General features: G+C 69.5%; 32 protein-coding genes. 9 read left to right on the top strand and 23 right to left on the bottom strand.

Annotated features, from left to right (window positions below; genetic code table 11):
* From ACFW48_RS17325 to ACFW48_RS17265, 13 genes are all read right to left on the bottom strand, one after another.
* On the bottom strand, positions 1-402 hold the full coding sequence (locus tag ACFW48_RS17325) for a hypothetical protein (protein ID WP_386315499.1): 402 nt from the start codon (positions 400-402) through the stop codon (positions 1-3).
* A 3-nt stretch (positions 403-405) separates the two neighbouring features.
* Entirely contained in the window at positions 406-1,791 is a 1,386-nt protein-coding gene (locus ACFW48_RS17320; RefSeq protein WP_386315497.1) for a hypothetical protein, read from the bottom strand.
* Complete coding sequence (locus tag ACFW48_RS17315) at positions 1,788-2,378, bottom strand: hypothetical protein (protein WP_386315495.1); 591 nt, start codon at positions 2,376-2,378, stop codon at positions 1,788-1,790. The genes ACFW48_RS17320 and ACFW48_RS17315 overlap by 4 nt, the downstream gene beginning before the upstream one ends.
* Positions 2,379-2,817: 439 nt before the next feature.
* The gene (locus tag ACFW48_RS17310; protein WP_386315493.1) at positions 2,818-3,228 is read right to left on the bottom strand and encodes a hypothetical protein; all 411 of its coding nucleotides are present in this window, start codon (positions 3,226-3,228) and stop codon (positions 2,818-2,820) included.
* Between the two features lie 88 nt (positions 3,229-3,316).
* Positions 3,317-4,684: a phage major capsid protein gene (locus ACFW48_RS17305; RefSeq protein WP_386315492.1), complete on the bottom strand. Its 1,368-nt coding sequence runs from the start codon at positions 4,682-4,684 to the stop codon at positions 3,317-3,319.
* 11 nt (positions 4,685-4,695) lie between these two features.
* Positions 4,696-5,760 (bottom strand): head maturation protease, ClpP-related, encoded by a 1,065-nt coding sequence (locus ACFW48_RS17300; RefSeq protein ID WP_386315490.1) that lies wholly within the window; start codon positions 5,758-5,760, stop codon positions 4,696-4,698.
* Positions 5,757-7,226 (bottom strand): phage portal protein, encoded by a 1,470-nt coding sequence (locus ACFW48_RS17295; protein ID WP_386315488.1) that lies wholly within the window; start codon positions 7,224-7,226, stop codon positions 5,757-5,759. The genes ACFW48_RS17300 and ACFW48_RS17295 overlap by 4 nt, the downstream gene beginning before the upstream one ends.
* 260 nt (positions 7,227-7,486) lie before the next feature.
* A complete protein-coding gene (locus ACFW48_RS17290; protein WP_386315486.1) occupies positions 7,487-8,800 on the bottom strand; it encodes a phage terminase large subunit in 1,314 nt (437 codons plus the stop codon).
* Positions 8,797-9,321, bottom strand: a complete 525-nt coding sequence (locus ACFW48_RS17285; RefSeq protein ID WP_386315484.1) for a hypothetical protein — start codon at positions 9,319-9,321, stop codon at positions 8,797-8,799. The genes ACFW48_RS17290 and ACFW48_RS17285 overlap by 4 nt, the downstream gene beginning before the upstream one ends.
* A 156-nt stretch (positions 9,322-9,477) precedes the next feature.
* Complete coding sequence (locus tag ACFW48_RS17280; RefSeq protein WP_386315482.1) at positions 9,478-9,804, bottom strand: hypothetical protein; 327 nt, start codon at positions 9,802-9,804, stop codon at positions 9,478-9,480.
* 44 nt (positions 9,805-9,848) lie between these two features.
* Positions 9,849-10,136 (bottom strand): hypothetical protein, encoded by a 288-nt coding sequence (locus tag ACFW48_RS17275; RefSeq protein ID WP_386315480.1) that lies wholly within the window; start codon positions 10,134-10,136, stop codon positions 9,849-9,851.
* Positions 10,137-10,156: 20 nt separating this feature from the next.
* A complete protein-coding gene (locus ACFW48_RS17270) occupies positions 10,157-10,345 on the bottom strand; it encodes a hypothetical protein (protein WP_386315478.1) in 189 nt (62 codons plus the stop codon).
* 12 nt (positions 10,346-10,357) lie between these two features.
* The gene (locus ACFW48_RS17265) at positions 10,358-10,699 is read right to left on the bottom strand and encodes a DUF6011 domain-containing protein (protein ID WP_386315476.1); all 342 of its coding nucleotides are present in this window, start codon (positions 10,697-10,699) and stop codon (positions 10,358-10,360) included.
* 99 nt (positions 10,700-10,798) lie between these two features.
* Here ACFW48_RS17265 and ACFW48_RS17260 point away from each other — a divergent pair, with 99 nt between their 5' ends.
* Genes ACFW48_RS17260 through ACFW48_RS17240 form a run of 5 tightly spaced genes read left to right on the top strand, consistent with a single transcriptional unit; the run spans position 10,799 to position 12,354 of the window.
* On the top strand, positions 10,799-11,050 hold the full coding sequence (locus ACFW48_RS17260) for a hypothetical protein (protein WP_386315474.1): 252 nt from the start codon (positions 10,799-10,801) through the stop codon (positions 11,048-11,050).
* Complete coding sequence (locus tag ACFW48_RS17255) at positions 11,047-11,388, top strand: hypothetical protein (RefSeq protein WP_386315472.1); 342 nt, start codon at positions 11,047-11,049, stop codon at positions 11,386-11,388. Before ACFW48_RS17260 ends, ACFW48_RS17255 begins: the two co-directional genes overlap by 4 nt.
* Positions 11,385-11,786: a hypothetical protein gene (locus ACFW48_RS17250; RefSeq protein ID WP_386315471.1), complete on the top strand. Its 402-nt coding sequence runs from the start codon at positions 11,385-11,387 to the stop codon at positions 11,784-11,786. The genes ACFW48_RS17255 and ACFW48_RS17250 overlap by 4 nt, the downstream gene beginning before the upstream one ends.
* The gene (locus ACFW48_RS17245) at positions 11,783-11,962 is read left to right on the top strand and encodes a hypothetical protein (protein WP_386315469.1); all 180 of its coding nucleotides are present in this window, start codon (positions 11,783-11,785) and stop codon (positions 11,960-11,962) included. Before ACFW48_RS17250 ends, ACFW48_RS17245 begins: the two co-directional genes overlap by 4 nt.
* Positions 11,959-12,354, top strand: a complete 396-nt coding sequence (locus ACFW48_RS17240; RefSeq protein ID WP_386315467.1) for a hypothetical protein — start codon at positions 11,959-11,961, stop codon at positions 12,352-12,354. Before ACFW48_RS17245 ends, ACFW48_RS17240 begins: the two co-directional genes overlap by 4 nt.
* Positions 12,355-12,399: 45 nt before the next feature.
* Here ACFW48_RS17240 and ACFW48_RS17235 read toward each other — a convergent pair whose 3' ends face one another.
* Entirely contained in the window at positions 12,400-12,816 is a 417-nt protein-coding gene (locus ACFW48_RS17235) for a hypothetical protein (protein WP_386315465.1), read from the bottom strand.
* 138 nt (positions 12,817-12,954) lie between these two features.
* On the opposite strand from ACFW48_RS17235, the gene ACFW48_RS17230 reads away from it, so the two are divergent.
* Positions 12,955-13,131, top strand: coding sequence for a hypothetical protein (locus ACFW48_RS17230; RefSeq protein WP_386315463.1), 177 nt, complete (start codon positions 12,955-12,957; stop codon positions 13,129-13,131).
* 432 nt (positions 13,132-13,563) lie between these two features.
* On the opposite strand, the gene ACFW48_RS17225 is transcribed toward ACFW48_RS17230, so the two are convergent.
* From ACFW48_RS17225 to ACFW48_RS17195, 7 genes are all read right to left on the bottom strand, one after another.
* On the bottom strand, positions 13,564-14,241 hold the full coding sequence (locus tag ACFW48_RS17225) for a hypothetical protein (RefSeq protein WP_386315461.1): 678 nt from the start codon (positions 14,239-14,241) through the stop codon (positions 13,564-13,566).
* The gene (locus ACFW48_RS17220; protein WP_386315459.1) at positions 14,238-14,642 is read right to left on the bottom strand and encodes a hypothetical protein; all 405 of its coding nucleotides are present in this window, start codon (positions 14,640-14,642) and stop codon (positions 14,238-14,240) included. The genes ACFW48_RS17225 and ACFW48_RS17220 overlap by 4 nt, the downstream gene beginning before the upstream one ends.
* A gap of 12 nt (positions 14,643-14,654) precedes the next feature.
* On the bottom strand, positions 14,655-15,260 hold the full coding sequence (locus ACFW48_RS17215) for a hypothetical protein (protein WP_386315457.1): 606 nt from the start codon (positions 15,258-15,260) through the stop codon (positions 14,655-14,657).
* A complete protein-coding gene (locus ACFW48_RS17210) occupies positions 15,257-16,213 on the bottom strand; it encodes a DUF2637 domain-containing protein (RefSeq protein WP_386315455.1) in 957 nt (318 codons plus the stop codon). Before ACFW48_RS17210 ends, ACFW48_RS17215 begins: the two co-directional genes overlap by 4 nt.
* Before the next feature lie 23 nt (positions 16,214-16,236).
* Positions 16,237-16,377 (bottom strand): hypothetical protein, encoded by a 141-nt coding sequence (locus tag ACFW48_RS17205; RefSeq protein ID WP_386315453.1) that lies wholly within the window; start codon positions 16,375-16,377, stop codon positions 16,237-16,239.
* Between the two features lie 68 nt (positions 16,378-16,445).
* Positions 16,446-16,655 (bottom strand): hypothetical protein, encoded by a 210-nt coding sequence (locus tag ACFW48_RS17200; RefSeq protein ID WP_386315451.1) that lies wholly within the window; start codon positions 16,653-16,655, stop codon positions 16,446-16,448.
* A complete protein-coding gene (locus tag ACFW48_RS17195; protein ID WP_386315449.1) occupies positions 16,655-16,819 on the bottom strand; it encodes a hypothetical protein in 165 nt (54 codons plus the stop codon). Before ACFW48_RS17195 ends, ACFW48_RS17200 begins: the two co-directional genes overlap by 1 nt.
* A gap of 164 nt (positions 16,820-16,983) precedes the next feature.
* On the opposite strand from ACFW48_RS17195, the gene ACFW48_RS17190 reads away from it, so the two are divergent.
* Together ACFW48_RS17190 and ACFW48_RS17185 are read left to right on the top strand one after the other, a co-directional pair.
* Complete coding sequence (locus ACFW48_RS17190) at positions 16,984-17,292, top strand: sigma factor-like helix-turn-helix DNA-binding protein (RefSeq protein WP_386315447.1); 309 nt, start codon at positions 16,984-16,986, stop codon at positions 17,290-17,292.
* A gap of 2 nt (positions 17,293-17,294) precedes the next feature.
* Positions 17,295-17,513, top strand: a complete 219-nt coding sequence (locus ACFW48_RS17185; protein ID WP_386315445.1) for a hypothetical protein — start codon at positions 17,295-17,297, stop codon at positions 17,511-17,513.
* 288 nt (positions 17,514-17,801) lie between these two features.
* Here the strand turns inward: ACFW48_RS17185 and ACFW48_RS17180 are convergent, their stop codons facing one another.
* Entirely contained in the window at positions 17,802-17,999 is a 198-nt protein-coding gene (locus tag ACFW48_RS17180) for a hypothetical protein (RefSeq protein WP_386315443.1), read from the bottom strand.
* Positions 18,000-18,087: 88 nt separating this feature from the next.
* On the bottom strand, positions 18,088-18,252 hold the full coding sequence (locus ACFW48_RS17175; RefSeq protein WP_386315441.1) for a LexA family protein: 165 nt from the start codon (positions 18,250-18,252) through the stop codon (positions 18,088-18,090).
* Positions 18,253-18,495: 243 nt separating this feature from the next.
* On the opposite strand from ACFW48_RS17175, the gene ACFW48_RS17170 reads away from it, so the two are divergent.
* Entirely contained in the window at positions 18,496-18,759 is a 264-nt protein-coding gene (locus tag ACFW48_RS17170; protein ID WP_386315439.1) for a hypothetical protein, read from the top strand.
* Positions 18,760-18,782: the final 23 nt, after the last annotated feature.

Genomic DNA, 18,782 nt, shown 5'->3' with positions numbered 1-18,782 from the left:
TCAGATCAGCCCTCTCGACCGGTAGCGGGCCAGAAGCTGCTGTGCGATCTGCGGGGCCTTCCGGTCCAGCAGGGGCTTGGTCCGACGGAACGTGAAGTAGCCGGGGAAGATCGTGACGGGGCTGTTGCGGGAGCCGGTGCCTTCCAGCCAGGGCCCGTAGATGACGCGCTGGTCGTGGACCTGGTACCGCCCGGACGAGGTGCGGTCGACGGAGATCTTCGACTGGTAGTAGCCCGTGGGGTGACGCAGCACCTGCCGCAGCCGCTGGTGCACCATCCGCTCGCCTTCGATGGCGACCTGGTACTCGACGTCGTCCGCGTAGTCGTGCAGGGCGCGCCCCGCCCGGCCCGTAGCCCACGGCCCGGAAGCGCTGCTGTTGACGCGTACATCGAAGCCAGGCATCGCTCACACTCCCCTGTGGCGGGCTTTACGCCCGTGCGCGTCGTAGGTCTGGGCACGCAGCGACTCCAACGACAACGTCTCCACCGACACGGACTTCGCGCCCGAGCTGGTCTTGCTGGTCCGGGCATAGCCGGCCTGCTCCTGCAGCACGCGGTTCATGGCGTTGGCGATGACCAGGTCCCGGACGAGGCCGGGCGGCTCCCACCGGTGGACGGTGGTGCCGGTGGTGTGGGTGGCTGCGGTGGTGCCGAGGGCGCCGCGGGTGACGGTGAGGGTGCGGGCCGCGTAGATGGTGGCGCCGGTGGTGTGGGCGGCGAGGGTGCTGCCGCCGTCGGCCCGGTCGACGACCAGCTTGTTACCTGCGATGTCGATGATGAGCATGCGTTCGCCGTCGATGAGAATGGTCTCGTCGGCCGCGAACCCGGAGGCGTCGGCGACGGTCACGGTGGTGGCGTTCTTCTGCACGGCCAGGTCGGCGGCGAGGGTCTGCCCGGTCGCGGCCATCGTGCGGCCGGTGACGATCAGCCGTTCGGAGTCGACGCGGAGGACGCTGCCGACGCCGACGCTGGCGGACGTGTCGCCGTCCACGGTCAGCGTGGTGGCCGTGGTGGTGGCCAGGGCCGTCGTGGTCGCGCCGAGGGTGGTCTCGGTGTTGCGGTAGCCCCACAGGCCGGTGATGGCGATGTCCCGCTGGTGGGTGTCGCCACCGCCCCATGTGGCCGCGGTGCCGATGTTCGTTTCGATCCGCGTGTACGGCGGGCCGCTGCGGTTCGGCTCCAGCAGCACATTGGCCGGGTCGATCGCCACACCACCGCTGGCGATCGTGGTAAGGGAGATCAGTTCATTGTCGTCCAGCCACAGTCGCCACGACGGCCGGTACTGCGAGCCAGGCCAGTTGAAGTAGCGGGTCGCCGCGACCGGGTAGAACTTCCGGTGGCACAGCCCCTCGACGTCCCGGCTGGCGGACTCCAGGGCGCGGTCGATCTGCCGGTTGCTGCGCGCCGACGGCTGCACGTCCAACGCGCGCTGAACGTCCTCCCGGGTGGCGTACCAGACGCCGGCCGGGTTCGTGTTCGTCGCCTCCGCAGAGGCGGGTGCGATGACGGTGACCGTCTCCGTGGCCGTGACCGCGTCCCCGCCAGCAAGCCCGGACCAGGTGGCGAGGTAGGCGCCGGCCGCAAGCGCCGCGGCGGGGGTCCAGGTGTAGCCGTAGGAGCCGGCGGCGGGGTGGGTGACGCCCGTGGCGGTGGCTGCGAGGGCGACCGCACCAGTGCCGATGTTGACGACGGTGATCGTGGGGGTGGTGTCGAGGTCGGTGAGGGTGCCGCCCTCGAAGTCGTAGAACTGTGCGAGGAGCGCGACGGGCTGGCCTGCGATGACGTCGGTCATGCGGTGCTCCCGTCCACGATCAGGCCCACGTTCGCGAGCGCGGTGAGCAGGTTGGCGAGGGCGGTGCCGTCGGTGCAGGAGCCGGTCACCGTCTGCTGCGCCACCGGCGTGGCGCCGTGGAAGCCGACCGTGTCCGCCGCGCCGTCCAGAACGTGCCGCGTGGCCCCGTACAGGGCGTCGACGAACTCGAACTTGCCAGCCCACTGGGTGTTCTGCGCGTCGGCGGACATGCGGGCGTAGGACCGCTGGGTGCCCTGCCCGACCGCCGCGCCGGACCAGTTGGAGACCAGGAAGTCCGCGCCCGCGGCTTCGAGGTCGAGGGCGCTGCCGGTAGGCCGGAAGCGGAAGCCCTTGTTGGTGCCGAGGATGACGAAGTCGGTGTCGTCGATGGTGACGACACCGGTGAACGTGGCGCCAGTGAGGGCAGCCAGGAGCGCGACGAGGCCGTCGACGTAGCCCTTCGACGCCGCCGACGTCGCCGTGTCCGGGGAGGAGTCGGACAGGACGAGGTCACCGGTCATCGTGTCCCCGGCAACGTCGACCTTTCGAGCGTCGCCGGTCGTACTGGTGTAGCCGGTCGCCGTCATGCTCTCCTCCTCCCTCGAATCTCGGTGCTCTGGCCCTACTGGTCAGCGACGTCCGTCTCTGGGCCACTGGTGGCCGTCGAAGCTGCAGTGGAGGACTTCGCCTGGTCCCGAGACGAGCGGCTCCCCGTCTTCCGGGCACGCGATCGGCGGCCGGTCTCGCTCGTCACGGGCGTAGTCGACGGCTTCTCGGACGATGTCTCGGAGCTGCTCCCAGCTGATACGCCCTCACCTCCCTCGGCCGTTGCGGGCTCTTGGCCGGCCACACTCGGTCCACCGTGGCGGCTGATCTTCGGCATGTGCTCCTCCTCGACGGGCACGCTCGCCTGGATACCGAGCGCTGCGGCCGTGCCCTGCTCCGCGTGACGCTCCGACCCGCAGTGAGGGCACCGGAGCACCCCCACCGCGAACGCAGCCGTGCAGTCCAGGCAGACCCGCAGCATCAGACCGCCGCAGCCGGCAGGTTCTGCGGATCACGCTGCACGGTCAGGTCGTGCGTGACCGCCGTGACCAGACCGGTCGCCGTCGAAGCGCACCGCAGATGCGTGTAGCCGTCGCTCAGGGACTTGGTGCTGACCTCGATCACCGCGACGGCTGCGGCCGTGGTCACCGCCGCGGCGGCGGTCTGCGTCGCCCTCGTCCACGCGTTGGCGCCCGCGGCGGACGCGTTCTCGTAGTAGTGGGTGACGACGGCGAGGTTTTGCGCGCCGGTGCCGGCGGCGTCCTGCGCTTCCTGCACGGTGTAGGTGTCGGCGCCGACGCAGACGAAGGTGACTGCGCTGGCGTCGCGGCAGTTGACCTCGACGTTGTCGGCGGTGGGGACGATGTTGAAGCTTCGGCCGAGACCTTCCATGATCTTGCCTTTCCGGGCGGGGGGTTAGTGCCGCCCTGGAGTGGGGCCCCGGCAGGGGGGTTAGTGCCTGCCGGGACCAGAGGGGTTGTCAGGCCGCGCCGAGCTTGACGATCGGGGACAGGGAGTCGCCGCCGTTGGCGGGGGTGATGGCGGACTGCAGCCACGGGCGGCCGTCGACGCGCTCGATGACGCGGAAGGCGACCTCGTCGGTGTCGAACTTGAAGTCGTCGCTCTGCTTGGCCTGCATGGCCTGCCGGTCACCGACGAGGTAGAACCCGAAGTCGACGAGGGACAGGTCGCCCGCGCTGCCAAGGGCAGGCACCTTCTCGGTGAAGATCACCGGGCGTCCCATCAGCGTGAGCGGCGGGTTGTCGATGGCCTGCCCGCCGGACATCCACATCGCCGGGGAGGCGATGCCGTCGGTGCCGCGGGTCATGGCGAGCTGGGCGAGCTGGGGGAAGGCGTTCGGGCTGGCGAGCCAGACCGCGCGCTGCATGGACTGCGGCAGCATCCGCGCGTACATGTTGATGACGTCGAGGAAATCGATCTTCCCTGCGGTGGTGCGCGCAACGCTGATCGCGGCAGCGCCGTTGAGGATACCCAGCGGCTTGCCGACCCCGTCCGCGGTGAGGAACGCCGCGTCCTCCGCGAAGGCGATGGCCTCGGGGAACGCCTCGTCCACGAAGCTGGTGAGGCTGATCAGGGAGTCCGTGAGCAGCTCGTTCGGGATCTCCGTGTACGCGGTGAGCTTCTTCGCGTCGAGGACGACCCGACCGAACTTCGGCTTGCTGCCCTGCAGCTTGCCGCCCTCCTCGGTCCAGTACGTGGTGATGCCGCCGTACACCGAGGAGACGTTGCTGGTGGAGTCGATCGCCGGGAACGGCACCCGGAGCGTCTCCATGGGGATGACGCGGGCGCGCGGCCGGACGACGGACTGCTCCAGCGCGACCTTCAGCATCTCCGAGCGCAGCGACTCGGGGATGAGGAACCCGCCGTCGGCCGGCACGTCCGAGCTGAAGTTCTTCAGCTGCGCCAGCTTGGCCTGGGCTTCGGCGGTGTCGCGGTTGCCGTTGCCACGCCAGATGGCGTGGAAGTACTCGCCGGAGGACGCGAACAGGTTGTCGACCTTGGCGCCGAGCGCGGCCTTGTTGTACAGGCCCTTGGACCGCTCGGTCTTCGTCGCATGCGCGTAGGGGTCGGGGGTCGCGGCACGAAGGTCAGGCCGCTTGATGTCCTCGGCGCCCTGCTCGCGCAGGAAGTTCGCGAAACCGGCCTGGACCTGCTCCTTGACGAGCCTGTCCAGGTCGGTGCCGTCGCCCTGCGCACGGTTGGCGTAGGACTCGATGAACTCGGTGAGGGTGTCCTCGCTGGCGAGGATCTCCTTGCGGGCCGCGGTGTCGCTGAGCATCTCGCGCAGCTCGGTGCCGTTGCGCGGCGTGGTAGCGGTGGGTGCCACAGGTGCCTCCTTCAGGCTGCTTCCGTCGCCGCGCTGGACGACGCCGTGTGGTCGGTGAGGTTGGAGACGAGCGCCGACCAGTCGTCCGCGTCGTCGTCGGGGAGCAGTCCGGCCACGCTGGCCGCCCACTCGTCTACGGATTCGGCGGCGGGCTCCTCCGGCTCCGGCACGGTGGCCGGCTCCTCGGGGGCGGGTTCGACGGGCGTGGTCTCCGCGATCGGCTCGGCGACCGGGGGTTCGCTCCGGTTCGCAACCTCCTGGCGGACGATCGCGCGGAGCTGCTCGACGAAGTCCTCGCCGATGGCTGCGCCAATGTTGATCGTCAGCGGCTGCGGCTCCTCGGCCTTCGGCTGCTCCTGGCGCGGACCCTGATAGCCGTAGGCGGCGAGGTCCCAGGCGCGGGCCATCTCCGGCTCGGGCTCGGTCACCGGTTCCGTCGGGGCGCCGGTCTTCGGCGCGGTGACGGCTTCGTCGGCGAGGCCGTTGTCGACGGCGTCCTCGGGGAGGTACCAGGTCTCGGCGCGCATCCGCTCCCGCCACTGCTCGCGGGTGCCGCCCGCACGCTGTGCGTAGGCGTCGGCGATGTTGTCGGAGATGAGGTCGAGGAGTTCGGCCATCTCCTCCATCTCGCGTGCGTTGCCCCAGGCCATCCCGGACGCGTCGTGAATCATGAGCATCGAGTTGGGGGCCATCTCGATCCGGTCGCCGGCCATGGCGATGACGGAGGCGATCGAGGCGGCGATGGCGTCGACCTGCACGGTCACGGCCGCGGGGTGCGCGCGCAACGCGTTGGCGATGGCGATGCCCTCGAACACCGACCCGCCCGGGGAGTTGATCCGGACGCGCATCCGGGGCGAGCTGATGCCCTTCAGCTCGGTGATCAGGTCGTCGGCGGTGGTGCCCCACCAGCCTCCGACCTCGTCGTAGATCATGACCTCGGCCTCGTCCGGGTCCGCCGCATTCGTGATGCGGTACCAGGAGCGGGCCTCGACACCGAGGCGGGCGCGCTGCTTCTCAGCCTGCTCGCGCTGGCTGGCCATGATGGAGGCCGCCTTCCCCGGCAGCGTGATGGTCATGAGCCCTCTCCCTTGCGTCCCCGCTTCACCACGCGGCAGCGGCAATCGTTGCCGAACTTCGCGCCCTCGCAGTGGATGTAGCCCGACCCGCCCGGATAGTCCCGGTACGCCTGAGCACGGTTCTTGTACGTCTTGCCGTCGTTGTCCCGGCACGGCTGGCACGTGTCGTCGTCGTCCTTCGCGACCACCACCCACCGCTGCGCCGCCTCGAACTCACTGCCGGTGAGCGCGGCCGTGGCGTCAGCCCAGCCCGACGGCGCCGCAGCAGGCGCACCGGAGTACGGGATCTCCGGCAGACCCACCGCCGAGAGAATCCCGGCCGGCTCCCAACCCGCCGTGCGCAGCGCCGCCGCAGCCTCCGCCCGGGCGGTCAGCGTCGCCGCCTCCGTCTCCGGATCCGGGGGGACGGGGTCGCAGTAGTCGAACTCCAGGCCGGCCGCCGTGGCGCCGAACATGGGAAGGAGTTCGTGGTTCAGGGCAGCCTTGATGCGCTCCAGGCGCGGAATGGTTTGCTGCTCCGCGAACCACGCTTTGGCGGCCAGGGCGCTCGCCCGGTTGATGTCCTCGAAGTCACCGATGGCGGACTTGCTGATGCCGTATGCCTCACGGACGCGGTCGGCGGTCGCACCGCGCAGCTCGACGAACTGCATGTCTCGCTGGCTGATCGTGCGGTCGACCCACTTGCCGTGCTCCAGGATCGCCACCCTGTGCGCGTTGCCCACGCCCTTGTGCTGCTCGTTCCACCGCTCACGCAGCTCGTCGAACTGGTCGTCCGACAAGGCGTTCGGGACCTCGATGATTCCGCCGGGCTGCGCGCTGTTGATGAAGAACGCGCGACTCCACTCGGCGGCGTACCGGCTGGTGTCCAGGTCCGGGAGGATCGACAGCACCGGCGACAGGCCACGGTACGGGTCCCACGGGCACGGCCGACGCAGCTGAATGACCTCATCCAAGCCGAGGGGGATCTGCTCCCCGTCCGGGCTCGTGTACGTGTAGCCGGCGAGGAAGTGCTCGGTGGACGGCACGGGAGCCATCCGGTCGGGGCGGACGGGCCACATCTCCAGCGGAATGTTCACGCCGGGCCGTCGGGCGATGACCCACCATGCCTCGCCAGTGAGGTCGTAGTGCTGCTGCTGGGCCTCGACGAACTCCTGCCGCGGCATGAACTGGTTGGGCTTGTTCCACAGGGTGAGGGCGGCGTGGTTGGTGACTTCGACGCGGTCTTCGTCCCGGCCGGACTTGGCCTTCCGGTAGAGCTTCCAGTCGACGAGCGCGGTCGCATTGCTGGTGCGGTCGACGATCGCGAACAAGGTGCCCACCACGGACATGGCGCGCATCTGGGCTTCAGCGTCGCGGCGCTGCCCGAACACGGAGTGCTGGGCTGCACGCGAGGTGAAGGGAACCGGGACGGTGGCGGTGGCCGTGCGCGCCGCGTTCGTCAACGCGCCGAGGAGGGTCTTGGCCACCAGCCCTCCCTCGCTACTCAGTCGCCGAAGTGCACTCGGTTCAGGAGGAGCACGCCGACACCCAGCGCTGCTACGCCTGCTGCCAGGTGCAGCAACATGGCGGCACCCGACAACAGAATGATCCCAGTCATGTCAAGCAGGATCGGCATACTTCTATTCACAGCCTGCGTCCACCTGCGCACAAGCTCCCTGATCTGCCACTTCGCCTTGCTCACGGCATCCTCGTTCCCTCGGTGGCGGCCTGTAGGTTCAAGACAATCTCACAGCCAACGCACCCGCGGCCGACCACCCAGATCACGGGCCGCGACCATGTACCGAGCGGCGTCCGCCGAGTGGTCGTTGAGCTTCACCGGCTCCTCCTTCAGCCCGCCCGCGTTGCCGGGCTTCACTGCCCACACGTAGCCGAGGATCTCCTCGGCCAGACCGATCGGCGCTGCGGCGGCGTCCATCTCCCGGTCGCGTTCGAGGAGTGCGTCCCGGAACACGAACAGGCGGGGCCGGCCGTCGCCTTGCTCCTTCAGTCGGGCGCCGAAGGCCTGGATGCCGTCGGAGACGGTCTTGTGCGCGGCCTGTGTGCCCATGCCGAGCTTGCGTTCGAGGGTGGCGCGGTCTTCGGCGTCGTGGTCGGTGATGATGGCGCGCGGTCGCGGCTGGTCTTTCAGGAGCCGGTCGCGGATGACCTCGGCGTGGTCCTCGACGAGCATCCGGGTGCGTACCCACTCGCGGACCAGGTACAGGCGGCCGTCGGGGTCTTCGACCCAGAGCTGCGCCACGAACGGGTTCGTGAACCCGAAGTCCACCGTGACCCAGCGGGTCCACGTCTCGGGAACCTCGAAGGGGTCGATGACGTGGACGGCGTCCTGCCAGCCCTCGTAGACGAGGCCCTCAGCGGCAGCCCAGATGCCGTCGCGGAAGCGGAGCCGTCGGACGCCGGTGAGGGCGTCGAGCTTGGCCATGTAGTCGACGCCGCGCTCGGTCAGGGTGCCGTCGGTGTTGACGTAGAGGGGGTTGTCGCGGTGCAGGCTGTTCAGCATCCGCATGGTGCCGTCGTCACACCGCTGCTTGATCCAGTGCTTCGGGTGGTCGGGGTTGCACGCGAGGATGATCTGCCGGTACGTGTCCGCGTTGCCTCGCAGCCGGGTGATCAGGGTCTCCAGGGCCTTGAGGCTGATCTGCGTGGCCTCGTCGATGTAGATCCGGGAGAACTCCGTCGACAGGAACTTCTCCGGCCGGTCCAGTCCACCGACGAGGATCTCCGACCCGTTCGCGAACTGGTACGCGGCTGGCTTCCGGGGCGACCCGCCGAACCACTTCACGACGCCCTCGGCGAGTGCGGCCGTGGCGACCTGCTGCTCGAACGTCACCAGCGTCGAGCCGGTGAGGGAGGCGTGGGTCTGGCGGACGATCAGGGAGCGGCAGTTCGGGACCATCAGCGACGTGAAGAACGCCTTCTGCAGCATGGCCAGGCTCTTGCCGGTACCCGCGGGGCCGGCGATGCAGATCTCCTGATCGCGTGCGGCGAGGAGGGTCTTGGCGCCACCGCGCGGCTCGTACCGGACGACGGTCGCGGTCACACGAGATCCTGTGGGTCGACGCCCACGATCTCGAACTTCACCCCGCCGGAGTGCTCGACCTTCGCCGGCTGCTTCAGCCCGTGCAGCGCCTGGTACTGGTCTCGGATTTTGAGCGCTGTCTGGATCGCCTGGAGTCGGGGCCCGTCGTCTTGGAGGGGTTTGCCGTCGTCGCCGCAGACGACGCGGCCGTGGGAGACGACGACGTGGTTGCGTTCGATGATCTCCATGGCGAGGACGTACAGGGTGTCGAGTTCCTCCGCTTCGGACTGCCGCATCTTCGTCACGGCGGGGAGGGCGACGTCGCGTTTGGCGGCTTGGATGCCGCGCCAGGCTTGGGAGCGGTCGTAGTAGCCGAAGCGGTCGGCGATCTCCTGGTAGGAGCAGCGGTGTTCGGCCCAGTATTCGGCGGCGGCGGCGTCGCGGCGGACGTTGTCCATGCTGCGGACGTATTTGCCGTTTCCGTTGCGGGGGCGGTCGAGGTACTCGTGTTCGCCGGGCTCGGGTTGCTCGTCGTTGGCCACCGTTGCCCCCTCTCGCTGGTGGTGGTGTTACTGGTTGGCGTGCTTTGATGGTAACGATGCGTGCAACCGGGGTGGCGGCCCTTGCGGGTGGCGCGCAGGACGAAGGCCCGGCTCCCCCAGGGCGTGGGGTTGAGCCGGGCCTTCGACGTGCTCGGGTCAAGGGTGGCGGGCCAGCAGGTACGGCTTGCGGGAGCGAGGTCCTCGACGGTCGATGGTCCACCCGGCGGCTTCGAGCGTTTTGGCGTAGGCCTCGACCATCGCGTGCCGCTCAGCGGCCATGGCGTCGTCGCTCATCCGCCCCTCGTCCAGCAGGTCCGGCTCGGGCATCCGATGTGAGACCCGAACTACTCCGTCGCGGCTCTCGTCCACGACGTAGCCCGGAGCCGTGCACTTCCCGTACTGATCACTGACCGACACCTTGTGCCTGGCGAACAGGACGCGGGCGGCTTGGTCCACGGTCTCTGAGTAGACGAAGCGAGCCATGGCGGGTTCCTTTCGGTGGCGTTGGGTTGAGCGTATGGCGGAGGTCAAAAACGGCGAGCCGCTACGGTGCGCTTGGCCTCGCAGTAGCACATCCCGCAGCAGTGGTCGCAGGTATGAACCGTGCCGATGCGTTCAGTCGTGCAGTCGGTTCCGCACGGGTTGCCGCCAGCCCGTTCCCTGGCCAAGGTGACGTGGCTGGGCGGGAGGAGACCGGCGACGTCCTTGCCGTAGTAGCCGTTGTCGGTGGCGTACATGCGCACGGCGGTGATCTCGACGGTCCGCCCTTGGAGGGCGCCGGCGGTGATGGTGATGAGGTCTCCTGCGCGGTACACGGGTGTTCCCTTCGTAGTGGTCAGTCGTGGAGGGAGGTTTCGCGGACCCGGTGCAGGTGGCCGCCCCAGGTTCGGTCTTCGAGGTCGTAGCGGGGCGGGTTGCAGGTGGTGTCGACGGCGGTGACGTACATGGCGCCGTGGCGGCGCCAGTGGGAGCCGGCGTAGATGACCAGTTCGCCGACCTTGTAGCGGGGGGTTGTCTGGGGCATCTGGGTTTCCTCTCAGGCAGCGAGGAGCATGCGGGCGGCGAGCTGGTGGTAGCAGCGGGTTCCCTTGAGGCCGGCCTTGCAGGTGCAGGCGGTGGGGGCGGTGCGGTAGGTCTCGGTGCCGTCGGTGGAGACGGCGATGAAGACGACGCTGCGGAGGGGGACGATGGCGCCGTCTTCGATGAGTTCGCGGGCGGAGTTGATCTGGTGGGGCTTGTAGCCGGTGAGGTCGGTGGCGGCGCGGCGGATGTGGCGGGCGCAGGTGGGGCCGTAGCCGGCGGCCTGGCTCTTGGTGGAGCGGAGGGTGCGGCCGCAGCGGAGGCAGTTGGTGTGGTGGGTGGTGGCTGCGGCGTTCATGTGATCCCCCTCGGTTCGTTCCTTGTGGGTACACAGTAACGCTAACCGTGTACCCACACAAGGGGTTGCGTTGACCAATCCGTGTGGGAACATGAGCCCATGGCCCCAGACGACAAGGACCACACCTTCGCCACCCGCTTCCGCATCCCCCGCCGCATGTGGGACGCCTACGGAACCGCCGCCGCCCGCAAGGGGGTCGACCGCAGTACCGACCTCGTCGACCACGTCCGCGACTTCATCCGCGAACACGGCAACGACCAGGAGCGCGCCGAACTGGTCGCCGCAGAGCAAGAGCTGGCCGAACGCCGCGCACGCAAGGGCGGCCGGCCAAAGAAGGAGGCGGCCACGTGAACCCGAGAGAGGAGCTGGTGGATCTGGCTCGTACCGCTGGCATGTCGAAGGCGCGCGCCGAACGGTTCACGGAGGAAGTGCTGGCTACCCATGCGCACGAGTTGGCGGAGGAGCAGCGGGCGTTCGTGAAGGAGGAGGGCGTGTCGACCGGGGATGATCCGTACATCGTGGGGGTGGGCGACGTCATCGACCTGATCGACCCCAAGGTGGGCAGGGGCGGTCTGCTGTCGCCCGCCTCGATCCAGCTCCCGCCCGGCGCGGAGGACCGCTACCCGCCAGAGGCCATCGCCAGCATGAACCAGGGCCCGGCGCGCCCGGACGAGGAGCCCAGCCGATGACCTTCCCCGACTTCCGCCCTGACCCGGACGCGCGCAACGGCCGCTGCGCCGTACACGTCAACGGCACCCGCTGCTACACCCCCGCCGCATGGCACCTCGACTTCGGGCCCGACGCCGACGGCACCCGCCAGCTGTCGTTCGCCTGCGACCCGCACATGGAACTGGTGCAGGCGGAAAGCGTGTACGCCGCCCGACACCCGTTCGGCCCGGCATGCGGTCAGACGTCGTGGGAGCTGTGCTCTGCGGAGTCGACGTGGCAGGCCCCGGACGGGGACGGACAACGGACACTTGCAGTCAGCGCCGAGAGTGCGGCGACCGCTCTGGACAAACTGAGGGAACAGTTGGCGTTCGATCTCCACCCAGATCTACAGGGCCCGGGCGAGGAGCCCACGACGTGACCGACGACGGCCGGCATCGTGAGGAACTCTGCCCGGCCTGCCTGGCGTTCCCCGGCGAGCACGACCGGCGGATCATCATCGGCCGGGCGGACGGGACGACGTTGCAGACGTGGCATAAGGACGACTGCCCACTCGCCGACCAGCCACCCAAGACCGACGAGGAGCCCACGACGTGAGCCGTGATGATGTCCTCTCTCACCTCTATGTGATCTTTTACGACAACGCTCAGGGCCTCGGTCTCTGCGGCTGCGGCAACCCCGAATCCGCCTACGACCTCGTGCGAGATCTCCTCGGTCTCATGCCTCTCTACGAGGACACCCGCTGGAAGGTCGCCGAGTCCCTGACAGGCAACGTCCCTGGCGCGCACCACATCGTTCTCGGTGCAATGGAGCGCGCCGAGCTGATCGAGCACGGGTCGAGCCTGCACGGGGCGTGGCTGACGCCGAAGGGCGAGTGGTGCCTCGCTGCGATGCGGACGGCGGAGTTCGACGACTTGGATCAGCAGGGCTATCCGCATGACGGGAAGTCCTGCACGGACACCTGCTGGCGCACACCCGCCACGGCATGACGAATGCCCCGCCCGGAATCCGGTGCGGGGCCTACTCGCGCGCGGCTACGGCCCGGTCGAGGGAAACGCGGACTCCAACGCCTCCCGCATCGCATCCTCGAACGCCGCGCCTGCCTCCGGACTGTCCAGATACTCGGCCATCGCCTCTCCCGTGAGGCGTTGCAGCGTCGCCTCATCCAGGCCCACGCAGGGCGCCGGCAGAGCGGTCGCGGGCGTGGCGTCGTCGCCTGCGACCATGGCCTCCCGCGCGCCCTCCGACAGGGCCGCCTTGCACGCGGTCGGGTTGGCGATCGGCTCATCCCCGTCGTCGTCGGTGAGGACGGCGAGTCCGCCACCGATGGCGAACGCGGCGACTGCGACCCCGGCGGTCCAGGCGGCGAACCGTCCCCAGCGCGGCCGGGCCGGCGGTGGGGGTGGCGGCGTCCAGCCGGGTGGTGGCGGGTAGTTCGGTGGCTGGTTCACGGGTCCCCCAAGAGGTCGGGCTATTGGGGTGCATGATGCGCGCGCGTGAAGGCGGCGTGAAGGTCACGTCACTGATCTGTGACCCGATTCCGGGCGAACGGGTGCCGTCTGTCGGTGGGGGGCGGCACACTGGCGTCCATGCCCATCAGGTACGGAGTGCAGGCCGACACGCAGGACGAGTGCGCCGAGGGACTCGCACGGCTGGTCGACGTCGGCATGATGCCGATCATGATGCCGACCATGTTGTCCGACGGCCGCTGGCTCGCCCGCGCCGCCCCCACCCCCACACCGCTACGCGAGCCGGTCGAGGGGTAGACGAAACCCCCGCCGGGGGGGGTGGCGGGGGCTTCTCGGGGTGCAACTCGGCGCTCGAAACCCAGGTGCACGACCAGTGTCGCAGCACTGTCAACCGGGGTTATCGACCCCAGCAGTTCGACACGAACAGGGCCAGGAAGAACAACAACGCCCAGAACGAGCCCGCGGGTAGACAGCCGTCCCCGCGGGCTTCCGCATGCACGCGGTGTACCTCGTCCCCGGCGGCCGGCGCGAGTCCACCGTGTGCGTCCGCACGGTGCTGCTCCTGCTCGTCGTCGGCTTCCTCACGTGCGGTGTGGGGGGTCGGGGACCGGGCTCTGCACTGGCGGCATCGGTACTCATACGGCATGGGTTCCTCCGGGGGTATGAGTGCGTCTCCTACCCGGGGAGAGGGGCAGGAGACGGCGGGGAGACGGGTGGTAGATATGCAGGTCAGACGGGAGGAGACGGAGCGGGAGACGGGGCCGTCTCCTCGACCGGGGAAGGGGCTGTGAGGTCGGCTCGGAGGACCCCGCGGGTGGGTGTTCCGCCGATCTTTACCTTGGGGCGGACGGGGATGTGGAGGGCCTCCAGATGCACCCTCAGATCAGCCACCGTCTTGTCCCCCCACTGGCCGTGCTCCTGGAGGTGGGCGAGGACGGTCCGCAGGTGCACCCCGTGAGCCTCCCCGATCAGGTCGAGGAGGAGGCGCTGAACCGTCTCCCGCTCGTCCCCCGGGGCGACGGTTGCGGCCGGCTTCGGGGGGACGGGTTCGGTGCGGCGTTCGATCAAGTTCGCCACCTGTTCGAGGTGCTCGCGGGGGATGAACGCGCCGACGGCGAGCAGCCACGCCAGGATGATCCCGGCTGCGGCCCACGCGCCGTAGTAGAGGCACGCCCATCCGGCGACGACGTGCACGGCCCATGCCGTGCCAGTACCGAACCGTGCGGCGAGCCACGCGCCCGGGCCGCAGACTCCTTGCCAGAGCGCCCCGCCGCGGGTGGCTGGCTGCTCTGGCTCGGTGACTTCTTCCGGCTCGACCTCCCCCTCGATGTCGATCTCGTCGATGTCCTCCTGGACGGCCTCGGGCTCGTCCTCTGCGGCGCGTTTCCGCAGGCTGAAGTACGTCATGACAGGTTCGTTCCGAGGTTCGCGATGGAGTCGGACAGGTACGACCAGGTGCCGCCCGCTCCGGCGGCGATGTACCAGAAGAAGATCCCGAGAACGCCGACCTGCTTGGTGTTCAGCTTCTTGAACAGGATGAACGACGCTGTACCGAGGGCCAGGGCAGGCATCGAGACGCCGGGCAGGACTCCGTTGACCGTGGCGATCATGCTGCCGACGAAGTCCGGGACGATCCGGAAGATGCCGCCCGCCGCCTTGTACGCGCTGCCGGCGAGCATCGACAGGATCAGCGTGGGCCACCAGCCGAGGGGCTTCAGCTTGCCGCCGCCGGGGATGCCGACGAGGAGTAGCACGGTGAGAACGAACGCCAAGCCACCGGGGCCGAGGTTGCCGAACACGCTGTTCACGACGTGTTCTCCCTACTTGTTCGGGGCGTACAGGAGTACGCCGACGATGACGGATGATGCGGGAACTGCGGCAAGCCAGGCGACCGGGAACCACCAGCGTCGGGTGCGGCGGTGGAGGAGGAAGGTGCCGCCAGCGGCGGCGTACCAGAGGCTGGCCTGCGCACCGATGAGGCCGGTGTCGGCGATCCAGGCGGTGACGTAGGAGACCCAGTCGACGAGGCCGACGGTCCAACCGAGGTAGGCGGCGGAGGCGTGGTAGGCCAGCCACTTGATGCGAGGCGGGATGCGGTCGAACGCGTCGGCGAGGGACTGGCGGGGGCTGGTCTCCCAGGTGAGCGGGGCGTGCTGCGCCTTGTCCCTGCTGGGCTTCTTCTTCCGCTTGGCCTTCGCCTTCGAGGCGGCCGGCTTGGCCGTCGGCTGCTTCGCCTCGGGCTGGACGGCGGGGTGCGGCGGCGCAGTCGGGACGGCGGGCTTCGGGGCGGGGCTGTCGAGGATGTCGTCGAGCCAGTCCCGGGGGCGGCCGGTGGGCTTGGGTGGGATGGCGTCGGGGCCGACGCCGCGGGTGCGGAGGATGGCGCGCACCCGCTGCTCGTCGGCGCCCGGACGGGTGCCGGTCATGATGCGCTCCGTTCGATGCGGCGGCGTGTCCGGGCGACGGTGTCCGCGGGGACGCTCTGTCCGTGGATCTGACGGACGTAGGACAGGACAGCGTCCTTGTCCGTGATGCCGGACGCGAGGGCTGTCCGGACGGTGTCCGCGACGGTCTGTCCGGGCGGGGCGATCGGACGGACGGGGCGGACAGCCGGACGCGTTGACCTGCTGTCCTTGCTGTCCGGACGGTTGTCCGTGTCCTGGTCGAGGACAGCGCGGACGGTGTCCGTGTCCGTGTCGATACCAGCGGCGGACAGGTGGTCGACGATCTCCTCGGCGGACGCGTCGGGGAAGGTGTCCGCTGCCGCGCGGACAGCGGAGCGGACAGTGCCGTCACGGCGGGTGTCCGGGCGAGTGTCCGTGTCCGGCGGGGTGAGCTGGTGTCCGGTCTGGATGGGGTCGAGGAGGTCGAGGCGGACACCGACGGCTTCACGGAGCGTCGTCCAGGAGCGGCCCGGGTACATGATCCAGCCGAGGAACGGGATGTGCGGGAGCCGCTCGGCGATGAGGCCGCGGGCGGCGCGCTGCTCGTCGCGGATGTCGCGGCGGTGGAGTTCGAACAGCAACTCGACGCCGACAGAGAGAGAAGCGAAGCCGGCCGCCGCGGGCATGCCGCCGATGTCGTGGCCGTGGTTCCAGTTGAGGACGCCAGCGACGGCGACGAACACGGCGAGAGCGAGGCGGGCGAGGCCGGCCGGGGTGCCACGTTCGACGGCGCGGCGGGCGTAGGTGGCGCAGATGAGGCCCGCGGCGTCGAACATTACCGACAGGGGCCAGGCGAGCCAGTCCTTCATGCCCCAGCTCATGAGCTGTCCGGACAGGGACCAGGCGGCTGCCGCGAGGAGCATGCTGAGGACGAGAGCCCAGGCGAGCCGGATGGGCTGGGAGAGGCGGCGGCCGGTGGCGGGCGAGGTCTTCACGGTGGCTGCTCCGGGAGCGTGGGTCAGGGTCGGCGGTTGCGCCACGCGTAGGCGGCGAGCGCGGTGGAGACGAGGAAGGGGCCGGGCTGTGCCGTCAGCAGTGCGGCGACGGCGCAGACGGTGAACCCGTAGCGGGCGAGCGGGGTGCGGAAGTGGTGTTGCATGGGCTGCTCCTGCGGGGTGCCGCGCCCCCGCGCTGGGGGTTGTACGCGGGGGCGCGGCGGTCGAGGGGTCAGCGGCCGGAGCGGTACCAGCCGCCCTTGCGGTCCTGCTGCCGGTCGCGGTCTTCCCACGCTTGGCCTTCGCGGGCCGTCTTGGTGGTGGAGCGGCGGTGGCCTTGGCGGCGTTGGCGGGCGGCTCGGTCGCTGGCGGACTCGCGGCCGGCGTACCGGGTGGCGGCGCGTTGTTGGTCGTTGCCGAACACCTTGTCGAGGAAGCCCATTAGTGGTCGCCGTCCTTCCAGCCGAGGCGGGCGCGGACGTCGGCGGCTTGCGCGTAGTCCTGCTGGCAGGTGGCGGGGGTGGCCGGTTGGGCGAGGATCGGGTTCGCTTGCGGCGCGGTCGTGGGGGTGGGCTGCTGTGGTTGTTGCCCGTTACGATCGGTCACGGTCATCTCTCCTGTTAGGGCAGGTGGATGGCTGGCCCCGACGGGAGGTGCGAACTTCCGCCGGGGCGTTTCTTGTTGGTGCGTAGAGACCGTGGGCGGCCCCTGGCTCCCAATGTATGCCATGGCATACACTGAGGCAAGTGGCCCGCCCAGAGAGGACGGGAATGGCTGACGACATCACCGAGGAGGCGCGACAAGTGATCGACGCTCTCAAGCACGTCGAGGCGATCGACGACCCTGTTGAGCGCGCCGTGGCGATCAGCCAAGTCCTGAAGGACTACAAGGACCGGGCGCCGAAGCTGCGCGACATGCAGCGGGAGGCGGTGCTCTTGCTGCGCGCCCAGGAGGTCTCGTACCGGAAGATCGCCGACAGGCTGGGGATCAGCCTCGGTGCCGTTCAGAACATCGAGCGCGGCCACGGCAGTGCGTGGGGGACGAAGCCCCGCAAGAAGGCAGAGCCCGAGGAGGGGTAACCATGTTCGCTACGCCCGAGCGTCTCCGAGGAGACGGCGGCCGGACCGAGATGCTGATCTGGCACAAGCCGGTCGGTCGTGTCGTCGAGGAGTTCCAGCCGATCGCCTGCTCCGACTCGGAGGGCATCGTGATGCCGTGGCCGAAGCAGGACGTGCCGCTGAACCTGAACAAGCCGGGCGAACGCTGGTGCCCGGACTGCCTCGCCGTAGCGCGCGCGTAGCCCCCGGAACGTGCTGAGAGCCCCCGTCGACCTGGACGACGGGGGCTCTCGTGTGCAGCACGCCGGGTCGTCGGCAGCAGCGGTGCGGCGGCCCGGCATTCTCATGATGCCGACGACGTCAAGCGGGGGCCCGGCGGGTTGACAGGACGTAGGCGCCGGCCGGGGCCTGGGGTGCGCGGGGCCCGGGCACGGGAGGGAGTTCGTTGTGGTGGCGGCGCATGATCTGGCGTAGCGCACGGTCACGGGACGGGTAGGGGCGGACGGTCATGACCACAGCGTGGCAGACGATCACGCGGGGTCTGGCCAGGCCGTCAACAGGCTGCCGGTCTCCTCGTCCACCAGGGTGACGCGGGCGCCCGGTCGGCTGCCGTGCTCGCCCACCCAGGAGACGAACTTATGGCGCGCCACCGACTCGCTCTCCCACCAGCCGTGAAGCAGCGGCCGGCCGTCGGTGGTGACGGTCACCCGGTAGCGGCCGGCGGTCATGCGAGCCTCATGCGGGTCGTCATGCAAGTCATCATGCGAGCCGGATTCCGCGCGGCTGGTGCGGCTCGCGAACGATCGCGCCCTTCGCCTACAGTTCGCCCAGCTGGTAGTGCACCGACGACGGGCGCAGGCCCACGGTGGTGGCGATCTCGGCGACGGTGGGGGCGTCGCCTCGGTCGGTGATGGCCAGGCGGATGACGCCGAGGATGCGCTCCTGGGTGTCGGTGAGGTACTCCGTCTTGTGCCTGGCCATATCCCCAGTAGAAACCGTGTTCGATTTTTGGCGCAAACTGATCTATGTGACCGATCTGCCGCCTGACCTGCCTGGGCTACCTCGATGCATAGCCGCCGGGTGGCCTGCGGAGAAGAGGAGTGCACCGAGCTCCCGGTGCGCACCCGGAGGCCACCGTTCACGTAACACCACAGAACGGGTGAATACGGGCACATGCCGGGGGCACTCCGTCCCGTGGATCCCCCACAGGAACGGAGCCACCCAATGATCGTCAAGACGATGCACGACAAGGGCGTCAAGAGCGAACACGCCTACCTGGCCGCCTTCGCCTCCATCGGACTCACCGTCGCCGCCTGGGCCACCAGCCTCAAAGCAGAACCCGGCGTCAACATCGACCGCGCCGACCGCTGGGGCCTCTTCATCGGCGAATGGGCGCCCACCTTCTTCGGCCTCGGCCTCGCCCTCTCCCACTACGAACAGCACGACGGCACCCTCACCGACAGCGGCGCCCACGTCCACGAGGTCTGACAAGCCGGCTACAGCACCGCGGC

This window comes from Streptomyces sp. NPDC058812 (assembly GCF_042744565.1).
Classification (GTDB): Bacteria; Actinomycetota; Actinomycetes; order Streptomycetales; family Streptomycetaceae; genus Streptomyces; species Streptomyces thinghirensis.
Note: the sequence above shows the minus strand (reverse complement) of the source record. Positions and strands in the feature narration are given on the sequence as shown.